Raw genomic sequence first — 15,674 nt, 5'->3', positions numbered from 1 at the left:
GCGGCCCGGGGCAGAATGGGCCGCATGCGGTACGTGATCATTGGGGCCGGCGCCGTGGGCGGGACCATCGGCGCACGACTGGCGACGGCCGGGCAGGACGTCACGTTGGTGGCGCGCGGCGCGCACCTGACCGCCCTGCGGGAACGCGGCCTCACCCTCCGACAGCCGGAGCAGGAGCGGACGGTACGGCTGCCGGCGCTCGACGGCCCGGACGGGCGGCCGTTGCCGGCCGACACCGTGCTCGTGCTCGCCGTCAAGTCGCAGGACACCGCCGGCGCCCTGGCGGCCTGGGTCGACGCCCCGGTGGTCGGCGGCGGTACCGCAGGTGAGCGGCTGCCCCTGTTCACCGCGCAGAACGGGGTGGCCAACGAGCCCGCCGCCCTGCGGCTCTTCGCCCGGGTGCACGGGGTGTGTGTCTGGCTCCCCGCGACCCATCTCGAACCGGGCGTCGTGGTGGCCAACGGCCACCCGCATCCCGGGGTGCTGCACCTCGGCCGCTACCCGTCCGGCCCGGACGACACCGACCGGGCGGTCGCCGCCGACCTCACCGCCGCCGGTTTCGTCGCGCCACTGCGGCCGGACGTCATGCGCTGGAAGTACGGCAAGCTGCTGGGCAACCTCGGTAACGCGCTTCAGGCGCTCTTCGGTCGGGACGTCCCCGAGGAGCTGGCCGGCCGGATCCGGGCCGAGGGCGAGGCGGTGCTGGCCGCGGCCGGCATCGCGTACACCAGCCGGGCGGAGGAGGCGGCCGAACGCGGCGACCTCGTGCAGCACCGACCGGTTGGCGGCGAGCAACGGTCCGGCGGATCCACCTGGCAGAGCCTGGCCCGAGGCGCCGGCGCGGTCGAGACCGACCACCTCAACGGGGAGGTCGTGCTGCTGGGCCGGCTGCACGGCGTACCGACACCGGCCAACGCCGCCGTGCAGCAGGCGGTACGCCGCGCCGTGCGGGAACGGATCCCGGCCGGCGAATTCCCGCCGGACGAGCTGGCGAAATTGCTCGGCTGACCGGGGCAACCGCGTGCACCGTGCGGCGCGTGTCCACTGCGACCGCACGGGGGAGGTGGCCAGGTGCCGGACGTCGAAGGGTTCGACGAGTTCTACCGGGGCAGCCGGCAACGGTTGCTCGGGTTCGTGTACGTACTCACCGGCAACCTCGCCGAGGCGCAGGACGCGGTGCAGGAGGCGTACATCCGGGCCTGGCAGCGCTGGTCGACGGTGAGCGGCTACGACGACCCGGAGGCGTGGACCCGGGTCGTCGCCAGCCGGATCGCGGTGAGCCGCTGGCGCAGCCTGCGCAGCCGGGCCCGGGCGTACCTGCGGCACGGTGCCGTCGAGACCACCCCCGGCCCCGGCACCGAGACCGTCGACGTGGTGGCCGCGCTGCGCCGGCTCCCCGAGGAGCAGCGCACGGCGATCGCGCTCTACTACCTGCTCGGCATGCCGGTCGCCGAGGTCGCCCGGGAGACCGACGCCCCGGTGGGGACCGTCAAGGCCCGGCTCTCCCGTGGGCGCACCGCGCTCGCCGGGCTGCTCGCCGTCTCGGACCTGGAGGAGGCCGCAGATGCGTGACTATCCGACGTTCGTCGAGAAGGTGCAGCGGGACCTGCGGGACGTGCGCTGGCCCGACCCGGACGAGATCCGCGCCCGCGCCCGGCGGCGCAGCCGGCGGAGAGCCACGGCCGCGGCGGTTGCGGTGCTGGTCTTCTCGGGCGCCACCGTGGCGTTGGTCAACCGCGCTGACGAGGCGCGCACGGTCGCCGCGAGCGGGGGCCGGGTTGGTGCGGCCGGTGTCGGGGTTCCCGCCGAAGCCCTGTTGTCGAAGTCCGATCTGCCGGTGCCGGCGGATATCGAGATCGGAGAATCCGGGGCCCGGGAGTCGGTACGGGTCGATCCGCTGCTCGACGAGTGCGCCCAGCAGCGCGGGTTGCCCGTGAATCCGGTCGTGTCCCGTTACTCGCGATCTCGTAGCCTCCTGCGGCATCCGGAGACCGACGGACGGCAGAGCGTGCAATCGGTGCTCACGCAGGACGTCTACCGGGTGAACGCCGACGAGGCCGACCGGATTCTCGCCGACCTCGACCGCTCCGTGTCGAGTTGCTCCTGGTGGCGGCAGCCGGCTCAGCCGGACGAGCGGCCCGAGAACGTGACCGAGTACGGCTGGCAGGTGGTGGCACGCGACTTCGCCGGCGATCGAGCGCTCCTGCTCCGTCGGGTGACGGCCCCGAGCAGCTCGCCCGTGCGGTCCACCGCGGAGGAACTGCCCGCAGCGGTGCTCTTCGTGGTGCGGGTCGGTGACCTGGTCGCGGTGGCCGGAACACCGTCCACCGGGGTCGTCCGCCCGATCATCGACCAGCCGCACCTCACCGATGACCAACTGCGCGAGCTGGCGAGGACGGTGGCCGGCCGCATGTGCGCCGACGCGGACCGACGCTGCTGACCGGCCGGGGCGCCCACCGGGCGCCCCGGCAGCCCGGCTACAGCGGGATGTTGCCGTGCTTCTTCGGCGGCAGGGTCTCGCGCTTCGTCCGCAGCACCCGCAGCGCGCGGACGATCTGGCCGCGGGTCTCGTGCGGCGTGATGACGGAGTCGACGTAGCCCCGCTCGGCCGCGACGTACGGGTTGGCGAGGGTGTCCTCGTACTCGGCGATCTTCTCGGCCCGCAGCGCGGCCGGGTCTTCCGCACCCGCCAGCTCCGAGCGGTAGAGGATGTTCACCGCCCCCTGCGCCCCCATCACCGCGATCTGCGCGGTCGGCCAGGCGAAGTTCAGGTCCGCGCCGAGGTGCTTCGAGCCCATCACGTCGTACGCCCCGCCGTACGCCTTGCGCGTGATGACGGTGACCTTCGGGACCGTCGCCTCGGCGTACGCGTAGATCAGCTTCGCGCCCCGGCGGATGATGCCGTCCCACTCCTGCCCGGTGCCGGGGAGGAAGCCGGGAACGTCCACGAAGGTCAGCACCGGAATGTTGAACGCGTCGCAGGTGCGGACGAAGCGGGCGGCCTTCTCCGAGGCGGCGATGTCCAGGGTGCCGGCGAAGTGCATCGGCTGGTTCGCCACGACGCCGACCGGCCGCCCCTCGACCCGGCCGTAGCCGACGAGGATGTTCTGCGCGTAGAGCGGCTGAACCTCGAGGAACTCCCCGTCGTCGAGCACGTGCTCGATCACCCGGTGCATGTCGTAGGGCTGGTTGGCCGAGTCGGGGATCAGCGTGTCCAGCTCCCGGTCCTCGTCGGTCACCGACAGCTCGGCCGGGGCGTCGTAGACCACCGGCTCGTCCAGGTTGTTCGACGGCAGGTACGACAGGAGGGCCTTGACGTACTCGATCGCGTCCTCCTCGTCAGTGGCGAGGTAGTGCGCGTTGCCGCTGCGGGTGTTGTGGGTGTGCGCGCCGCCCAGCTCCTCCATGCCCACGTCCTCGCCGGTGACGGTCTTGATCACGTCCGGGCCGGTGATGAACATGTGCGAGGTCTGGTCGACCATGACGGTGAAGTCGGTGACCGCGGGGGAGTAGACGGCGCCGCCCGCGCACGGCCCCATCACCAGCGAGATCTGCGGGATGACGCCGGAGGCCCGTACGTTGCGGAAGAAGATCTCCCCGTAGAGGCCGAGGCTGGCCACGCCCTCCTGGATGCGGGCGCCGCCGGAGTCGTTGATGCCGATCACCGGGCAACCGATCTTCATGGCGAGGTCCATCAGCTTGACGATCTTCTCGCCGAAGACCTCGCCGAGGGAGCCGCCGAAGACGGTGAAGTCCTGGGCGAAGACGCAGACCTGCCGGCCGTCCACCGTGCCGTAACCGGTCACGACACCGTCGCCGTACGGGCGGGACCGCTCCAACCCGAAGTTGGTGGAACGGTGCCGGGCCAGCTCGTCCAGCTCGACGAAGGAGCCCTCGTCGAGCAGCAGTTCGATCCGCTCCCGGGCGGTCTTCTTGCCCCGGGCGTGCTGCTTCTCGACCGCCCGCGCCGAACCGGCGTGCACCGCCTCGTCGACCCGGCGCTCCAGGTCGGCCAGCTTGCCGGCGGTGGTGTGAGTGTTGGTCCCGGTGTCGGTAGTCACCCACGGAATATAACGATGGTTCAGGACCGCGCCGCTGTGCAGTACACCTCAGTACGCTTGCTCACCCCCGGCCGTAGGCTGGCGGAATGCCGGGCTCTCCGTACACGGATCTGGACCGACCGCCGCTCTCGGCGGCGCGACTGCGCCGGGCGCTGGTCGCCCCGTACGGCCCGTGGGCCCGCCTCGAGCTGAAGGCCGAGACCGGCTCCACCAACGCCGACGTCGCCGAGGCGGCTCGGGCGGGCGAGCCCGAGGGGCTGGTGGTGGTCGCCGAGCAGCAGAACGCCGGCCGTGGTCGACGCGGCCGGGTGTGGCAGTCGCCGCCGCGGGCCGGCATCGCGACGAGCGTGCTGCTCCGGCCCGGGGAGGCGGTCGCGGAGCGTGATTGGCCGGCGGCGCCGCCGAGTGCGTACGGCTGGCTGCCGTTGCTGGCCGGGGTCGCGCTCGTGGAGGCGGTAGCCCGCCTGGGCGAGCTGGACGCCACCCTGAAGTGGCCCAACGACCTGCTGATCGATGGGGCGAAGTGCGCCGGTCTGCTCGCCGAGGCGGTGCCGGGTGTGGCCGGGGACCAGCCACCGGCCGTCGTCGTCGGCATCGGGCTCAACGTCACGCTCCGCGCCGACGAGCTGCCCGAGAATCCGACCGGGCTGCCGGCCACCTCGCTGCAGCTGGCCGGCGCGGCGACCACCGACCGTGACCCGCTGCTGAGGGCGCTGCTGCGGGCGCTGGCCGACTGGTACGACCGGTGGCGTAGCGCCGGGGGCGACGCGGTCGCCAGCGGCCTGCGGGAGGCGTACGTGGCCGCCTGCGCCACGATCGACCGGCCGGTACGGGTGCTGCTTCCCGACGGCAGCGAGTTGACCGGCACCGCGACCGGGGTGGACCGGGACGGCCAGCTGGTGGTCGAGACCTCGGACGGCCCGCGCCAGGTGGCCGCCGGCGACCTCCTGCACCTGCGCTGACGGGTTCGGCCGGTCAGCTCGCCGGCCGTCAGGGTGGGCCGGTGCCGAACGGCAGGATGGTGGGGGGTCAGTGACGGCCGACCGCGCGGCTGATGGTCGGATGTGCGGTGGCCGGTTACGGTCACCGCGTCCGTTTCTGCGAGGAGGTTCGCGTGGCGTTCCCTGAAGACGTGCTCACCGAGGACGAGCACGTCGTGTTGCACCTGCACCCGCACTGGAAGGCCCTGATCCGGCCGGTGGTGGTGCTGGTGCTGGCCGTCGCCGCGGTGGTGGTCGGTACGGTACTGCTGCCCGCCGGCACCGGCGGGTCGGTCGGGCTGGCCGTGATCGGGGCGCTCGCCCTGGTGGCGGTGGTCTGGTTCACGCTCTGGCCGTTCCTGGTCTGGCGCACCACCCACTACCTCTTCACCAACGAGCGGGTGCTGCTCCAGCACGGTGTCTTCTCCCGCGACCGCCGGGACATCCCGCTCACCCGGGTGAACGACCACTCGATGAGCCAGAAGTTCATCGAGCGGCTGCTCGGCGCGGGCACGCTGACCATCGAGTCCGCCGGTGAGCGTGGCCAGTCCGTCCTCGCCGACGTTCCCAATGTCGGTCAGGTGCAGACGAAGCTCTACGAGTTGGTCGAGGAGCAGCACGACAAGCACTCGCTGGGTGACGGTGAGATGCGGGACATCCTGGCCGACATGCGCGAGGGCAAGCCTCTGCGCGACCCCTCCGCCTGATCCGCCTGCGTCAGGCTCGTCGGCGAACTGCCGTCGATCATGAGGTTGTTGTCGCGACACGCCGAGCGCGGCGGCAACAACTTCATGATCACCCCCATCGCCCCGGGTTGCCCCCACCGGGGGAGGGTGGGTGCGGGGTTTAGCGGCGGGGGCGCGGGTGGGTGGTGCGCTCGAGCTCGGCGGCCAGGGCGGCATCCAGGTCGTCGGGGAGCCGCGGGTTCAGCCGCTTCTGGGTCGGTGTCGTGTGGCCGTTCGTGGGCCTGGGGTGGTCTTCGGAGGACGCGGCCTCGGCCTCCTCGAGCTCGGAGACCGACTCGGCCAGCTCGGCGACCGGGTCCATCTCGGCCATCGTGTCCCACTCGTCACGCGGCACGCTGTGCCAGGTCTTCTCCTCCGCGGCCGGCGCGGGCTGGAAGACGAAGGTGCGGTAGGACCAGAACCGGAACATCGTGGCGAGCAGCACGCCGCCGGTCTTGGCGATGTTCAACGCCAGCAGGCTGGTGACACCGAGGCCGTACTTCGCCGCGGCCAGCACACCGAGTTCGATCAGCAGACCGGTGGCGTTGAACAGGAAAAACAGGACATATTCGCGCCGTAGTGCCGATTTCGGACGATCGCGGTACGTCCAGTGGCGATTCATCAGGTACGACGTGATGGTCGCCACCACCGTCGCGATCACCGTCGCCTTCAGCTGACCGTCGACGAAAACGGTCAGTGCCAGCGCATTGAACACGGCGTAATTGATGACGGTGTTGATGCCACCGACGATGCCGAATTTGAGCGCCTCGTGGATGAACTTCTGCCAGCGCTCGGGCAGCAGACGGACAAGACGCATGCGGAACACCTTAAGACAGTGGTCTGGGCCGGCAGGCTCCGGCCGGACAGGATGGGCGGCAGGTCACGCCCCGTGGTCTCGGTCGTACGTCACTTCCGGAACGGCTGGGGTTCCCGCTTCCGGGAAGACGAACCGTCGGTAGGACCAGAACCGGAAGAGGGTCCCGAGGCCGGTGCCGACGATGAAGCTCGCGATGTTGTCCGCCAGCGGGGTGCGGAACACCTCCGGCCAGAGGCTGCCCAGCCCGTAGCGGCTGATGGCGAGACACGCGACGGCGATGCCCAGGCCGACGCCGTTGAAGAAGAAGAAGAGCGCGTACTCGCGGGCCGGGTTGTTGCGCTGGCGGTGCCGCCAGGTCCAGAACCGGTTGCCCACGAAGGCGATGGTCGCGGCGATCACGGTGGAGATCGTCTTCGCGGTGACCTGCTCGAGCCCCTGCATCACCGTCAGGTAGTTGAAGAGCGCGAAGTCGAGCAGGAAGGCGATCCCGCCAACCGTGGCGAACTTGCTCATCTCGTGGATGAGGTGACCGAAACGGTCGAACAGCGCCCGGAGCGGGCCGGAACGGGTCGGTCGAGAGCCCTTTTGCTCTCCCGTCATCGTCGCGGCCACACGCGGAGCCTACCGGCTGAGGACACGCGGCACCGGTAGCAACGACGAGCGGGTGCGGCCGGCATGGGCGGCACCCGCGGCGACCGCGGTCGACATGGACAGAGCGTAATCGCCGGGACGGCGGTGCGGGGTCGAACGGGGGAGGCCATCGACGCCGTGCCGACGATCGCCGGCGCCCCGGGGACGCCCCGGCGAATGCCGCGCCGTCGAAGGTTTTCTCGAAGATTTGCGTGAAACTGCGCGCAGAAACGGGTATCAGATCGCGATGCCGCAGCGTGTCCCTACCTTGTGCAGTTCTTCACAACCAGTCCCACTGACTGGGGAGGCTGCCCGGTTTACGCTGAGCCCAATCCCAGGTTTCCACAAGGCGAAGCGGCTCCCGCCCGCCCAGACTCGTGCATCCCATAGATCGGTCAGCGTCGACCACAAGGAGATGTGTCATGGTTGCTCCGGCTGTTGTTCGGGGTATCGATCAGGCCCCGACGTCCCATCCCAAACTTCTCGCCTGGGTCCGTGAGGTCGCAGAACTGACCACCCCGGACCGGGTCGTGTGGGTGGACGGGTCCGACGAGGAGTGGCGTCGTCTCACCGACGAACTCGTGGACGCGGGCACCCTGATCCGGCTGAACCCGGAGAAGAAGCCGAACTCCTTCTACGCCCGCACCGACCCCTCGGACGTGGCGCGGGTCGAGGAGCGCACCTTCATCTGCTCCGTTGACGAGGCGGACGCCGGCCCCACCAACAACTGGATGGCGCCGGCCGAGATGAAGCGCGTGATGACCGACCTCTACCGGGGTGCCATGCGTGGCCGGACGATGTACGTCATCCCGTTCTGCATGGGACCGGTCGAGGCGGAGAACCCCATGTTCGGGGTGGAGATCACGGACAGCCCCTACGTGGTCGCCTCGATGCGCATCATGACCCGGATGGGCAGGTCGATCCTCGACGCCATGGGCGACGACGCGGACTTCGTGCACGCGCTGCACTCGATCGGCGCGCCGCTCGCGCCCGGTCAGCAGGACGTGGCCTGGCCGTGCAACGAGACCAAGTACATCTCGCACTTCCCGGAGACCCGGGAGATCTGGTCGTACGGCTCCGGCTACGGCGGAAACTCGCTGCTCGGCAAGAAGTGCTACTCGCTGCGTATCGCGAGCGTCATGGGGCGCGACGAGGGCTGGCTCGCCGAGCACATGCTGATCCTGAAGATCACCTCGCCGGAGGGGCGGGTCTACCACATCGCGGGCGCCTTCCCGTCGGCCTGCGGCAAGACCAACCTGGCCATGTTGGAGCCGACGATCCCCGGCTGGAAGGTCGAGACGATCGGTGACGACATCGCCTGGATGCGGTTCGGGCCGGACGGCCGCCTCTACGCCGTCAACCCGGAGTACGGCCTCTTCGGCGTCGCGCCCGGCACCGACTGGAAGACCAACGCCAACGCGATGCGCACGCTCGACCGCGGCAACTCCGTCTTCACCAACGTGGCCCTGACCGACGACGGGGACATCTGGTGGGAGGGGATGGGTGAACCGCCGGCGCACCTGACCGACTGGAAGGGCAACGACTGGACGCCGGAGAGCGACAGCCTCTCCTCGCACGCGAACAGCCGGTTCTGCACTCCCATCACCCAGTGCCCGATCCTCGCCGAGGACTACTACGACCCGAACGGCGTGCCAATCGACGCGATCCTCTTCGGTGGCCGCCGCCGGGACACGGTTCCGCTGGTGACCGAGGCACGCGACTGGGTGCACGGCGTCTACCTGGGCGCGACGCTCTCCTCGGAGACCACCGCCGCCGCATCCGGCGCCGTCGGTGTGGTCCGGCGTGACCCGATGGCGATGCTGCCGTTCATCGGCTACCACGCCGGCGACTACTTCCGGCACTGGATCGAGATGGGCAAGGGCGCCGACGGCGACGAGTCGAAGCTGCCCCAGATCTACTACGTCAACTGGTTCCGCAAGGACCCGGACGGCAACTTCCTCTGGCCCGGCTTCGGTGAGAACTCCCGCGTTCTCAAGTGGGTGGTCGAGCGCATCGAGGGGCGCGCCGAGGCGGTGGAGACGCCGATCGGCATGGTGCCGGCGCAGGACGCGTTGGACGTCGAGGGCCTGGACATGACGCCCGAGGACGTCCGGATCGCGCTCAAGGTGGACCCGGAGGAGTGGCGTCAGGAGCTGCCGCTCGTCACCGAGTGGTTCGAGAAGTTCGGCGACAAGCTGCCCGGTGTCCTCTGGGCCGAGTTGGACGCGCTGCGCGCCCGGCTCGACGCGGCACAGCCGCAGCGCTAGGTGTAGCGCGCCCCGGGTAGGGGCATCATCGGATGTCATGAGGACGGCCGCCGCGACCGAGGTCCGGCGGCCGTCCGCCGTCCGGTCGTTGACCTGGATGTTGGCGGCCGCCGCGGCGGCCACCGTCGTGGTCGAGGTGCTCAACTGGTGGTACGCCCCGGAGCAGGGCTTCGGGCTGGCGGTCCGTACCGGCTGGGCGTTGCTGCGCTCGCTCGGTTTCCTGGTGCTGATCGGGCACGTCCGTCGGGGCAGGACCATCGCCCGGCCGTTCGGGCTCATCCTCGCCGTCACCACGGTCTTCGCGGTCGGCCGCCTGATCGTGCCCCGGCAGGGCGTGCCACCGGCGCCGGGAGTGGCCGGCTTCGCCCTGCTCACCGCACTCTGCGCGGCCGTGGTCTGGCAGCTCTACCGCTCGCCGGCTCTCGCCGAGCACCTGGTCCGGCATCGTCGACGGCTGGTCGTCGACCGCAACGGCATCTTCTGGCGCGAGGTGGCGCCGCGGCGGCCCGAGGCGAGCGGCTGGCTGCTGACGAGCCGGGTGGCCGCCTTCACGTACAGCCCGCTCATGCTCGTGCCGGCGCTGGCCGCCGTCGGCGCGGTGCTGGACGGGCGGCTGATCGCCGTGCCGGCGGTGCTGCTCTGGCTGGGCGCCGGGATCGCCGCCAGCTACCTGGTGCTCTTCTGCACCGCCTTCCTGCTCCGTGGCCGGCGCTGGGCCCGCCTGCTCCTCGTCGTGGTCACGGTCCTGGTGCTCGCCGTCGACCTTCCACTGTGTCTGTGGCTGCTCGGCCTGGACGGCCTGATCCGGGACGGTGGGCCACTGCTGGTCGCCGCCGGCGTGGCGCTGTACGGCGTCTGGCGTGCCGATCGCGCCGCCGCCGAATCGCCGACGGACGGGGATGTGGGCGTCGCCTGACGCTGTCGCGCTGCCTCTCCGGCGAGACCGGCCGGTGGTTCGGTTCCGCATCCGAGCCTGCCGGGTGATCTGGTCACCGCGAAACCAGGGGCGCCCGATTCGAATGGCCTGAGCCCGACCGGGCGCGACGGGCCGGGCACCCGACGGCGGACGCGCCCGGCGACGCGGTGTCGGCGGTCGAGGGCGCGGAGCGGGCAGGATGGGGGAGTGAGCTTGGTCACCTGAACGGCTCGTGCGGGTGCGGCCGGGCGAGCGCGACCCCGATCAGCAGGCCGGAGGAGGGCGACGCGATGAGCGACGAGTTCGACGTGGTGGTGGTCGGGGCGGGACCGGCGGGGGCGGCCGCCGCACTGGCCGCCCGTCGTGCCGATGCCCGGGTGCTGCTGCTCGACCGGGCGGACTTCCCCCGGGACAAGGCGTGCGGGGACGGGATCGCCGCGCACGCGGTGGACGTCCTCGCCGAGCTGGGGGTGCGGGACGCGGTCGCCGGCTATCCGCCGCTGCCGGCGCTGCGGCTGGTGGGGCCGGGTGGCGGCACCGTCGCCCGGGAACTTCCCCGCCCGGCGTACACGGTGCCCCGGGAGGTCTTCGACGCGCGGCTGGTCGCCGCGGCGGTCTCGGCCGGTGCGCAGCTGCGCCGGCACACCGTACGCCGCTTCGAGCAGACCAACGGCCGGGTCGTCCTCGACGGTGAGATCGCGGCGCGGGTCGTGGTCGGGGCGGACGGGGCCGGGTCGGTGGTCCGGCGGCTGCTCGGGCACGCGGTCAACCCGGACCGGCATCTCGCGCTGGCCATCCGGGGATACGCTCCGGCCCTTCCGGGGCCGCCGGAGCAGCTCATCGTGACCTCCGGTGCCCGGTGGCCCGCGTACGCCTGGTCGTTCCCGATCGGCGACGGGCGGGCGAACGTGGGGTACGGGGAGGTGCTGCGGGGGGAGCCGTTGAGCCGGGCGTACCTGCTCGACCGGCTCGCCACGCTGCTGCCGGGGACCGATCCGGCCGGGGTCGGGGCGTTGCGCGCGCATCATCTGCCCCTGTCGACGCACCGCCCGGCTCCCGGCAGCGAGCGGGTGTTGTTGGCCGGCGACGCGCTCTCCCTGATCAATCCGTTCACCGGCGAGGGGATCTTCTACGCCCTGCTCTCCGGGGCGCTCGCGGGCGCCGCGGCGGCCCGAACGCCGGAACGGGCGGTGCGACGCTACGCCGACTCGCTCCGCCGTCGGCTCGGCACCCACCTGCGGCACAGCTCACTGGCGGCCTGGCTGGCCCGGCGACGGCGGGTGGTGGACGCGGCGGTCCGGGCCGCCCGGCGCGACGACCGGGTCTACCGGAGCGTCGTGGAGCTCGGGCTGGGCGACGGACGGCTGGACGCCCGCACCCTCGCGATGATTGGGATCGGTCTCCCGGCGCGGGATGAGGCTCCGCGGCGCTGATGCCTCGGGTAGGTCGCTACGCTGCTAGGTGATGTCTCTGCGGAACCTTGTCTACTCCGTGTACGAGCGCCGCCTCAAGGCGAAGCTCGTGGGTAAGCCGGTGCCCCGGCACGTTGGCGTCATGTGCGACGGCAACCGCAGGTGGGCCCGGGACATGGGCTTCGTCGACCCGAACGACGGCCACCGGATGGGCGCCGAGCGGATCAAGGAGCTGCTGCGCTGGTGCGATGCGGCCGGCGTGGGGCATGTCACACTCTGGCTGCTCTCCACCGACAACCTCACCCGGCCGGCCGCCGAGCTGGACCCGCTGCTCCAGATCATCGAGGACCTCACCACGGAGCTGGCCGAGGAGGGCAACCCCTGGCGGCTGCGGATGGTCGGCGCGCTCGACGTGCTTCCGGCGCACCACGCCGCCGCGCTCAAGGCGGCCGAGGAGCGCACCCGGGGGCGTAGCGGTGGGGCCCAGGTCAACATCGCCGTCGGGTACGGCGGCCGGCGGGAGATCGTCGACGCGGTGCGCTCGCTGCTGCTGGAGCACGCGGCGACCGGGGGCGGCATCGAGGAGCTGGCCGAGGTGCTGGACGTCGAGCACATCGCCGAGCACCTCTACACGCGCGGCCAGCCGGACCCGGACCTGGTGATCCGGACCAGTGGCGAGCAGCGCCTCTCCGGGTTCATGCTCTGGCAGTCGGCGCACTCGGAGTTCTACTTCTGCGAGCTGAACTGGCCCGACTTCCGGCAGGTCGACTTCCTCCGGGCGCTGCGTTCGTACGCCAACCGCCAGCGGCGCTTCGGCGGCTGACCCTCCGCCCGAGCAGGCACCGGCCGGGTCAGGTGAGGTGCCGGCGGTATCAGGCGAGGTGCCGGGCGGCCTCGGCGAGGAAGTCGCCCAGCGCGGCGGGTGAGTCGATGGTGAGGTCGGCGGCGTCGGCCACCTGCTGACCGGTCTCCGGGTTGGCGACCGCGACGCAGACGCCGAGGAAGCTCGGATCGGCGGCGGCGCGGGCGCGCAGCGCGGCGAACGCCTTGATGTCGGAGACGTCGTCGCCGAAGTACCAGGCCGCGTTCACGTCCCGGACCGCCTCGCCGATCACCATGCCCTTGTCCCGGTCGACCGGGGGTTTGAGTTCGAGCACCATCCGCCCGCCCTGCACCCGCAGCCCGAGCCGGTCGGCCTGGGCCTGGCCCCACTCCTGGACCGCCTCGCCGAGCTGGGGCGCCGTACGCCAGTGCAGCGCCACCGAGAGCCGCTTGAACTCGACGAGGGTGCCGGCGGGAAGTTCGGTGCGCGCCAGCTCGGCCAGCTCGGCCATCGTGGGCACCCACGGCAACGCGGCCGGCTCGGTCACCGTCTCGCCGCCGGAGTGGCTGTGCTCCAGGCCGTAGAGCCCGTAGAGGTCGACCCCGGCGAGGCCACCGAGGCGATCGCGGAGGAAGTCCACCGGTCGGGCCGAGACGATCGCGATCCGTCGGACGAGGGGGGCGAGCGCCTCGATCGCGCCGAGCACCCTCGGTGCGGGCTGGACCGCGGTCGGGTCGTCGCCGACGGGCGCGAGCGTGCCGTCGAAGTCGAAGAAGAGCACGGTTCCGGCCGCCCGGTCGGCGTTGGCGCGCCAGGCGTCGTCGGCACTCAAAGGGGTCCTCGGCTGCTGGTTTCCCAGATTCAACGGCGGCACGCGCGTCAGCGTACCCCGGCATCGCGGGCTCATTCGTGGCTGAGCGGGGCCCCTTCGCGGGGCGTCGAATCAGCGTTCGGCGGCTCCCCTTCCCCTTCTCCCGAACGGCACGACCGCCGCGTCCTGGCCGTGGTTGAGCAGGTAGCCCTCCACGAAGCCGGTGTTGCGGTCGCCGGCGCGCGACTCGATCTCGTCCAGCCGGGCCACGAGGAACTCGGTGAGTGCGCTGACCCGGTTGTTCAACCGCTCGTTCAGCTCGGCCAGCACGGCCAGAACGACCGCTGTGCCGGCGGTGGTGAGCGTGAAGAGGTTGACGAGCAGGGGAAGCTGCCCGCCGTCGACCACGAGTGTCACCGCGTTGCCGGTGACGCACAGTGTCATCGACACCGTGGCCACCACGACTGCCAACCATTTCAGGGTCATGGACAGACCCCTCCTTCTGTCCCGCAGGGCTGGGTTCGGCCTTGTCCCGTCCCCCCGCCGACGACGAGCCCAAGCAGTACGAATAGGGACGCTAGCGTGCCCGTTCCGGCCCCGGAGCGAAACGAATGAGGCTGACCTGCTGTTCTTTCGCTATCTGAGGAACTACCCGGCCTGTTTCCCGCGCTTTCGGACATCCACCGGGAGGGTTGGGCGATAAGCGAGGTACCGAATGGTTTCTCGAATATGGAACTTCTCCGCGTCCGACACGTTCGGGTCGACGAGTCGGCGCAGTAGCGCCTCCACGTCCGGGTCCATCGGTGGGCCGGGCTGGCCGGCGTGCGGGGCGGTGGCGGCGCGTTCCCAGCCGAGCGCGGCGAACGCGGTGGCCGGGTTGAGGCCCAGGCCCTCGCAGAAGGCGACCACCCGCTCGGCCTCGGGGTCGCTGGCCCAGTCGCCCCGCACCCAGCGGTTGATGGTCTGCCGGGAGACGCCGGTGCGTCGGGAGACCTCTGTGCCGCTCCAGGCCCGGGTGGCTCGTGCCTCGTCGAGCGCGCGTCGGACGAAGGTGGCGAAGGCGATCTTCCGGGCGTTGGCGGTCTCGGTCACCTCGTGACGGTACGGCCACCCGGACGTGGATTCGGTCCCTGGCGCGCGACTGTCACGTGAAAGTGACGGCTGGCTCGGCTTTGGGGTCAACGATCCAGCTCTGCTTTTGAGGGGTGTCACCTGGGCAGAATAGATGACCATTGGTGGCGCCGTAAGCGGACGAAAAGCTGATACTGTCACGCCCATGGGACAACCTACGGTGTGTCACGTGCCTGAGACGATTGGTGCTCACATGCGTCACGCCCCCGGTGCGAGGGGGGTGTGGTGACCGAACTCGCGACGCGTGCCCAGGCCTTCGGTCTGATCGCCGAGGGCGTCGCCGCCGGCCTGAGCGCTCCCTGGCGCCTCTACCTCGCCCGGGGCTGCCGTTACCTGTCGCTGAGCGTCGGCGACCGGGACGAGTGGAACGCCTGGCGTACCCACCTCGGCTGCCCCGAGCTGAGCGTGCGGGTCTACGAGTCCGGCGGGGAGATCCGCCGGTCCTCGGTGGCGGAGGTGGTCCTGGACTGCTGCCGGATCAGCGTCGAGCTGGTCGAGGAGGTCAGCACCGGCGACCTGGACCAGCTGCTGGTCGCCGACCCGGCCTCGGTCGACCCGGAGGAGCGATGACGCGGCACCGGCGGCGACCGGGAGCCGCCCGATGAGCCCCTTCCTCGCCATCTTCCTCGTGCTGGTGCTCGGTGCCGCCAGCTACGCGGCCGGCCGGCTGCACGGCCAGCTGAGCTACCGCATCGGCTACCGGTTCGGCTACCGGCAGGGCTACTTCGACGGCGACCGCGGCGCCTGGAACCGGCGTCGCCGGGACGCGCAGGCCGCCATCGCCTCGGCGCTCTCCGCGCCCGAGCCCGCGCCCAGCACCATCCGAGTGGCCGGGACGGTGCCCCGCCCCGGCACCACGTACACCGGCTCGTCGTTCTCGGCGCCGGCCGCCCCGGTCACCGGGCGGCACCCGACCGGCACCCTGGTCAGACGAACCGGTTGAGACGGCCGAGGCGGCTCGCCGGCCGGCAGCCGACCGACCGGCACGAAGGCGCGGTGCGTCGTCCGCGGCGGACACGCACCGTCGGGGCCACGTCAGACCGGTGACCGTGGTCCCACCGGCCGGGATGCGCGCAGGGGGCATGCATCCCGGCCGGCCCC

The 15,674-nt window shown here is 71.5% G+C and carries 17 protein-coding genes; 11 read left to right on the top strand and 6 right to left on the bottom strand.

Annotated elements, in window-relative coordinates; translation table 11 throughout:
* Nucleotides 1-24 precede the first annotated feature (24 nt).
* From D7147_RS01075 to D7147_RS01065, 3 genes are all read left to right on the top strand, one after another.
* Nucleotides 25-1,008, top strand: a complete 984-nt coding sequence (locus D7147_RS01075; protein WP_120673926.1) for a ketopantoate reductase family protein — start codon at nucleotides 25-27, stop codon at nucleotides 1,006-1,008.
* 63 nt (nucleotides 1,009-1,071) lie between these two features.
* Nucleotides 1,072-1,572, top strand: coding sequence for a SigE family RNA polymerase sigma factor (locus D7147_RS01070; RefSeq protein ID WP_120673352.1), 501 nt, complete (start codon nucleotides 1,072-1,074; stop codon nucleotides 1,570-1,572).
* Nucleotides 1,565-2,440 carry a hypothetical protein gene (locus tag D7147_RS01065; protein ID WP_120673351.1) on the top strand — a complete coding sequence of 292 codons (876 nt, stop codon included), beginning with the start codon at nucleotides 1,565-1,567 and terminating at the stop codon, nucleotides 2,438-2,440. Before D7147_RS01070 ends, D7147_RS01065 begins: the two co-directional genes overlap by 8 nt.
* Before the next feature lie 37 nt (nucleotides 2,441-2,477).
* Here the strand turns inward: D7147_RS01065 and D7147_RS01060 are convergent, their stop codons facing one another.
* A complete protein-coding gene (locus D7147_RS01060; protein ID WP_120673350.1) occupies nucleotides 2,478-4,061 on the bottom strand; it encodes an acyl-CoA carboxylase subunit beta in 1,584 nt (527 codons plus the stop codon).
* Between the two features lie 86 nt (nucleotides 4,062-4,147).
* On the opposite strand from D7147_RS01060, the gene D7147_RS01055 reads away from it, so the two are divergent.
* Nucleotides 4,148-5,023: a biotin--[acetyl-CoA-carboxylase] ligase gene (locus D7147_RS01055; RefSeq protein WP_120673349.1), complete on the top strand. Its 876-nt coding sequence runs from the start codon at nucleotides 4,148-4,150 to the stop codon at nucleotides 5,021-5,023.
* Nucleotides 5,024-5,175: 152 nt separating this feature from the next.
* Nucleotides 5,176-5,748 carry a PH domain-containing protein gene (locus tag D7147_RS01050; RefSeq protein ID WP_120673925.1) on the top strand — a complete coding sequence of 191 codons (573 nt, stop codon included), beginning with the start codon at nucleotides 5,176-5,178 and terminating at the stop codon, nucleotides 5,746-5,748.
* A 139-nt stretch (nucleotides 5,749-5,887) separates the two neighbouring features.
* Here D7147_RS01050 and D7147_RS01045 read toward each other — a convergent pair whose 3' ends face one another.
* Entirely contained in the window at nucleotides 5,888-6,583 is a 696-nt protein-coding gene (locus D7147_RS01045) for a GtrA family protein (protein ID WP_120673348.1), read from the bottom strand.
* Between the two features lie 63 nt (nucleotides 6,584-6,646).
* Nucleotides 6,647-7,183: a GtrA family protein gene (locus D7147_RS01040; protein WP_120673924.1), complete on the bottom strand. Its 537-nt coding sequence runs from the start codon at nucleotides 7,181-7,183 to the stop codon at nucleotides 6,647-6,649.
* A 452-nt stretch (nucleotides 7,184-7,635) separates the two neighbouring features.
* On the opposite strand from D7147_RS01040, the gene D7147_RS01035 reads away from it, so the two are divergent.
* The 4 genes from D7147_RS01035 (at nucleotide 7,636) to D7147_RS01020 (ending at nucleotide 12,631) form a co-directional block, all read left to right on the top strand.
* Nucleotides 7,636-9,480, top strand: coding sequence for a phosphoenolpyruvate carboxykinase (GTP) (locus tag D7147_RS01035; protein ID WP_120673347.1), 1,845 nt, complete (start codon nucleotides 7,636-7,638; stop codon nucleotides 9,478-9,480).
* Between the two features lie 37 nt (nucleotides 9,481-9,517).
* Nucleotides 9,518-10,396 (top strand): hypothetical protein, encoded by an 879-nt coding sequence (locus D7147_RS01030; protein WP_120673346.1) that lies wholly within the window; start codon nucleotides 9,518-9,520, stop codon nucleotides 10,394-10,396.
* Nucleotides 10,397-10,686: 290 nt separating this feature from the next.
* Nucleotides 10,687-11,829 (top strand): NAD(P)/FAD-dependent oxidoreductase, encoded by a 1,143-nt coding sequence (locus tag D7147_RS01025; RefSeq protein WP_120673345.1) that lies wholly within the window; start codon nucleotides 10,687-10,689, stop codon nucleotides 11,827-11,829.
* Between the two features lie 31 nt (nucleotides 11,830-11,860).
* Nucleotides 11,861-12,631, top strand: a complete 771-nt coding sequence (locus D7147_RS01020) for an isoprenyl transferase (protein ID WP_120673344.1) — start codon at nucleotides 11,861-11,863, stop codon at nucleotides 12,629-12,631.
* Nucleotides 12,632-12,680: 49 nt separating this feature from the next.
* On the opposite strand, the gene otsB is transcribed toward D7147_RS01020, so the two are convergent.
* From otsB to D7147_RS01005, 3 genes are all read right to left on the bottom strand, one after another.
* Nucleotides 12,681-13,505, bottom strand: a complete 825-nt coding sequence (gene otsB, locus D7147_RS01015; protein ID WP_120673343.1) for a trehalose-phosphatase — start codon at nucleotides 13,503-13,505, stop codon at nucleotides 12,681-12,683.
* A gap of 69 nt (nucleotides 13,506-13,574) precedes the next feature.
* On the bottom strand, nucleotides 13,575-13,928 hold the full coding sequence (locus D7147_RS01010; RefSeq protein ID WP_120673342.1) for a hypothetical protein: 354 nt from the start codon (nucleotides 13,926-13,928) through the stop codon (nucleotides 13,575-13,577).
* 162 nt (nucleotides 13,929-14,090) lie between these two features.
* Nucleotides 14,091-14,534: an XRE family transcriptional regulator gene (locus D7147_RS01005; RefSeq protein ID WP_120673341.1), complete on the bottom strand. Its 444-nt coding sequence runs from the start codon at nucleotides 14,532-14,534 to the stop codon at nucleotides 14,091-14,093.
* 264 nt (nucleotides 14,535-14,798) lie between these two features.
* Between D7147_RS01005 and D7147_RS01000 the strand changes: the two genes are divergently transcribed.
* A complete protein-coding gene (locus tag D7147_RS01000; protein ID WP_120673923.1) occupies nucleotides 14,799-15,143 on the top strand; it encodes a hypothetical protein in 345 nt (114 codons plus the stop codon).
* Between the two features lie 31 nt (nucleotides 15,144-15,174).
* Entirely contained in the window at nucleotides 15,175-15,516 is a 342-nt protein-coding gene (locus D7147_RS00995) for a hypothetical protein (RefSeq protein ID WP_120673340.1), read from the top strand.
* Nucleotides 15,517-15,674: the final 158 nt, after the last annotated feature.

Origin of the sequence: Micromonospora musae (genome assembly GCF_003626545.1) — a bacterium.
GTDB classification, from domain to species: Bacteria; Actinomycetota; Actinomycetes; order Mycobacteriales; family Micromonosporaceae; genus Micromonospora; species Micromonospora musae.
This window is presented reverse-complemented; position numbering and strand designations above follow the sequence as displayed.

Coding starts and splice junctions, on each gene's coding strand:
- D7147_RS01055 (WP_120673349.1), top strand. CDS start 4,148: ATGCCGGGCTCTCCGTACACGGATCTGGACCGACCGCCGCTCTCGGCG.
- D7147_RS01045 (WP_120673348.1), bottom strand. CDS start 6,583: ATGCGTCTTGTCCGTCTGCTGCCCGAGCGCTGGCAGAAGTTCATCCAC.
- D7147_RS01020 (WP_120673344.1), top strand. CDS start 11,861: ATGTCTCTGCGGAACCTTGTCTACTCCGTGTACGAGCGCCGCCTCAAG.
- D7147_RS01065 (WP_120673351.1), top strand. CDS start 1,565: ATGCGTGACTATCCGACGTTCGTCGAGAAGGTGCAGCGGGACCTGCGG.
- D7147_RS01040 (WP_120673924.1), bottom strand. CDS start 7,183: ATGACGGGAGAGCAAAAGGGCTCTCGACCGACCCGTTCCGGCCCGCTC.
- D7147_RS01075 (WP_120673926.1), top strand. CDS start 25: ATGCGGTACGTGATCATTGGGGCCGGCGCCGTGGGCGGGACCATCGGC.
- D7147_RS01010 (WP_120673342.1), bottom strand. CDS start 13,928: ATGACCCTGAAATGGTTGGCAGTCGTGGTGGCCACGGTGTCGATGACA.
- D7147_RS00995 (WP_120673340.1), top strand. CDS start 15,175: ATGAGCCCCTTCCTCGCCATCTTCCTCGTGCTGGTGCTCGGTGCCGCC.
- D7147_RS01035 (WP_120673347.1), top strand. CDS start 7,636: ATGGTTGCTCCGGCTGTTGTTCGGGGTATCGATCAGGCCCCGACGTCC.
- D7147_RS01030 (WP_120673346.1), top strand. CDS start 9,518: ATGAGGACGGCCGCCGCGACCGAGGTCCGGCGGCCGTCCGCCGTCCGG.
- D7147_RS01025 (WP_120673345.1), top strand. CDS start 10,687: ATGAGCGACGAGTTCGACGTGGTGGTGGTCGGGGCGGGACCGGCGGGG.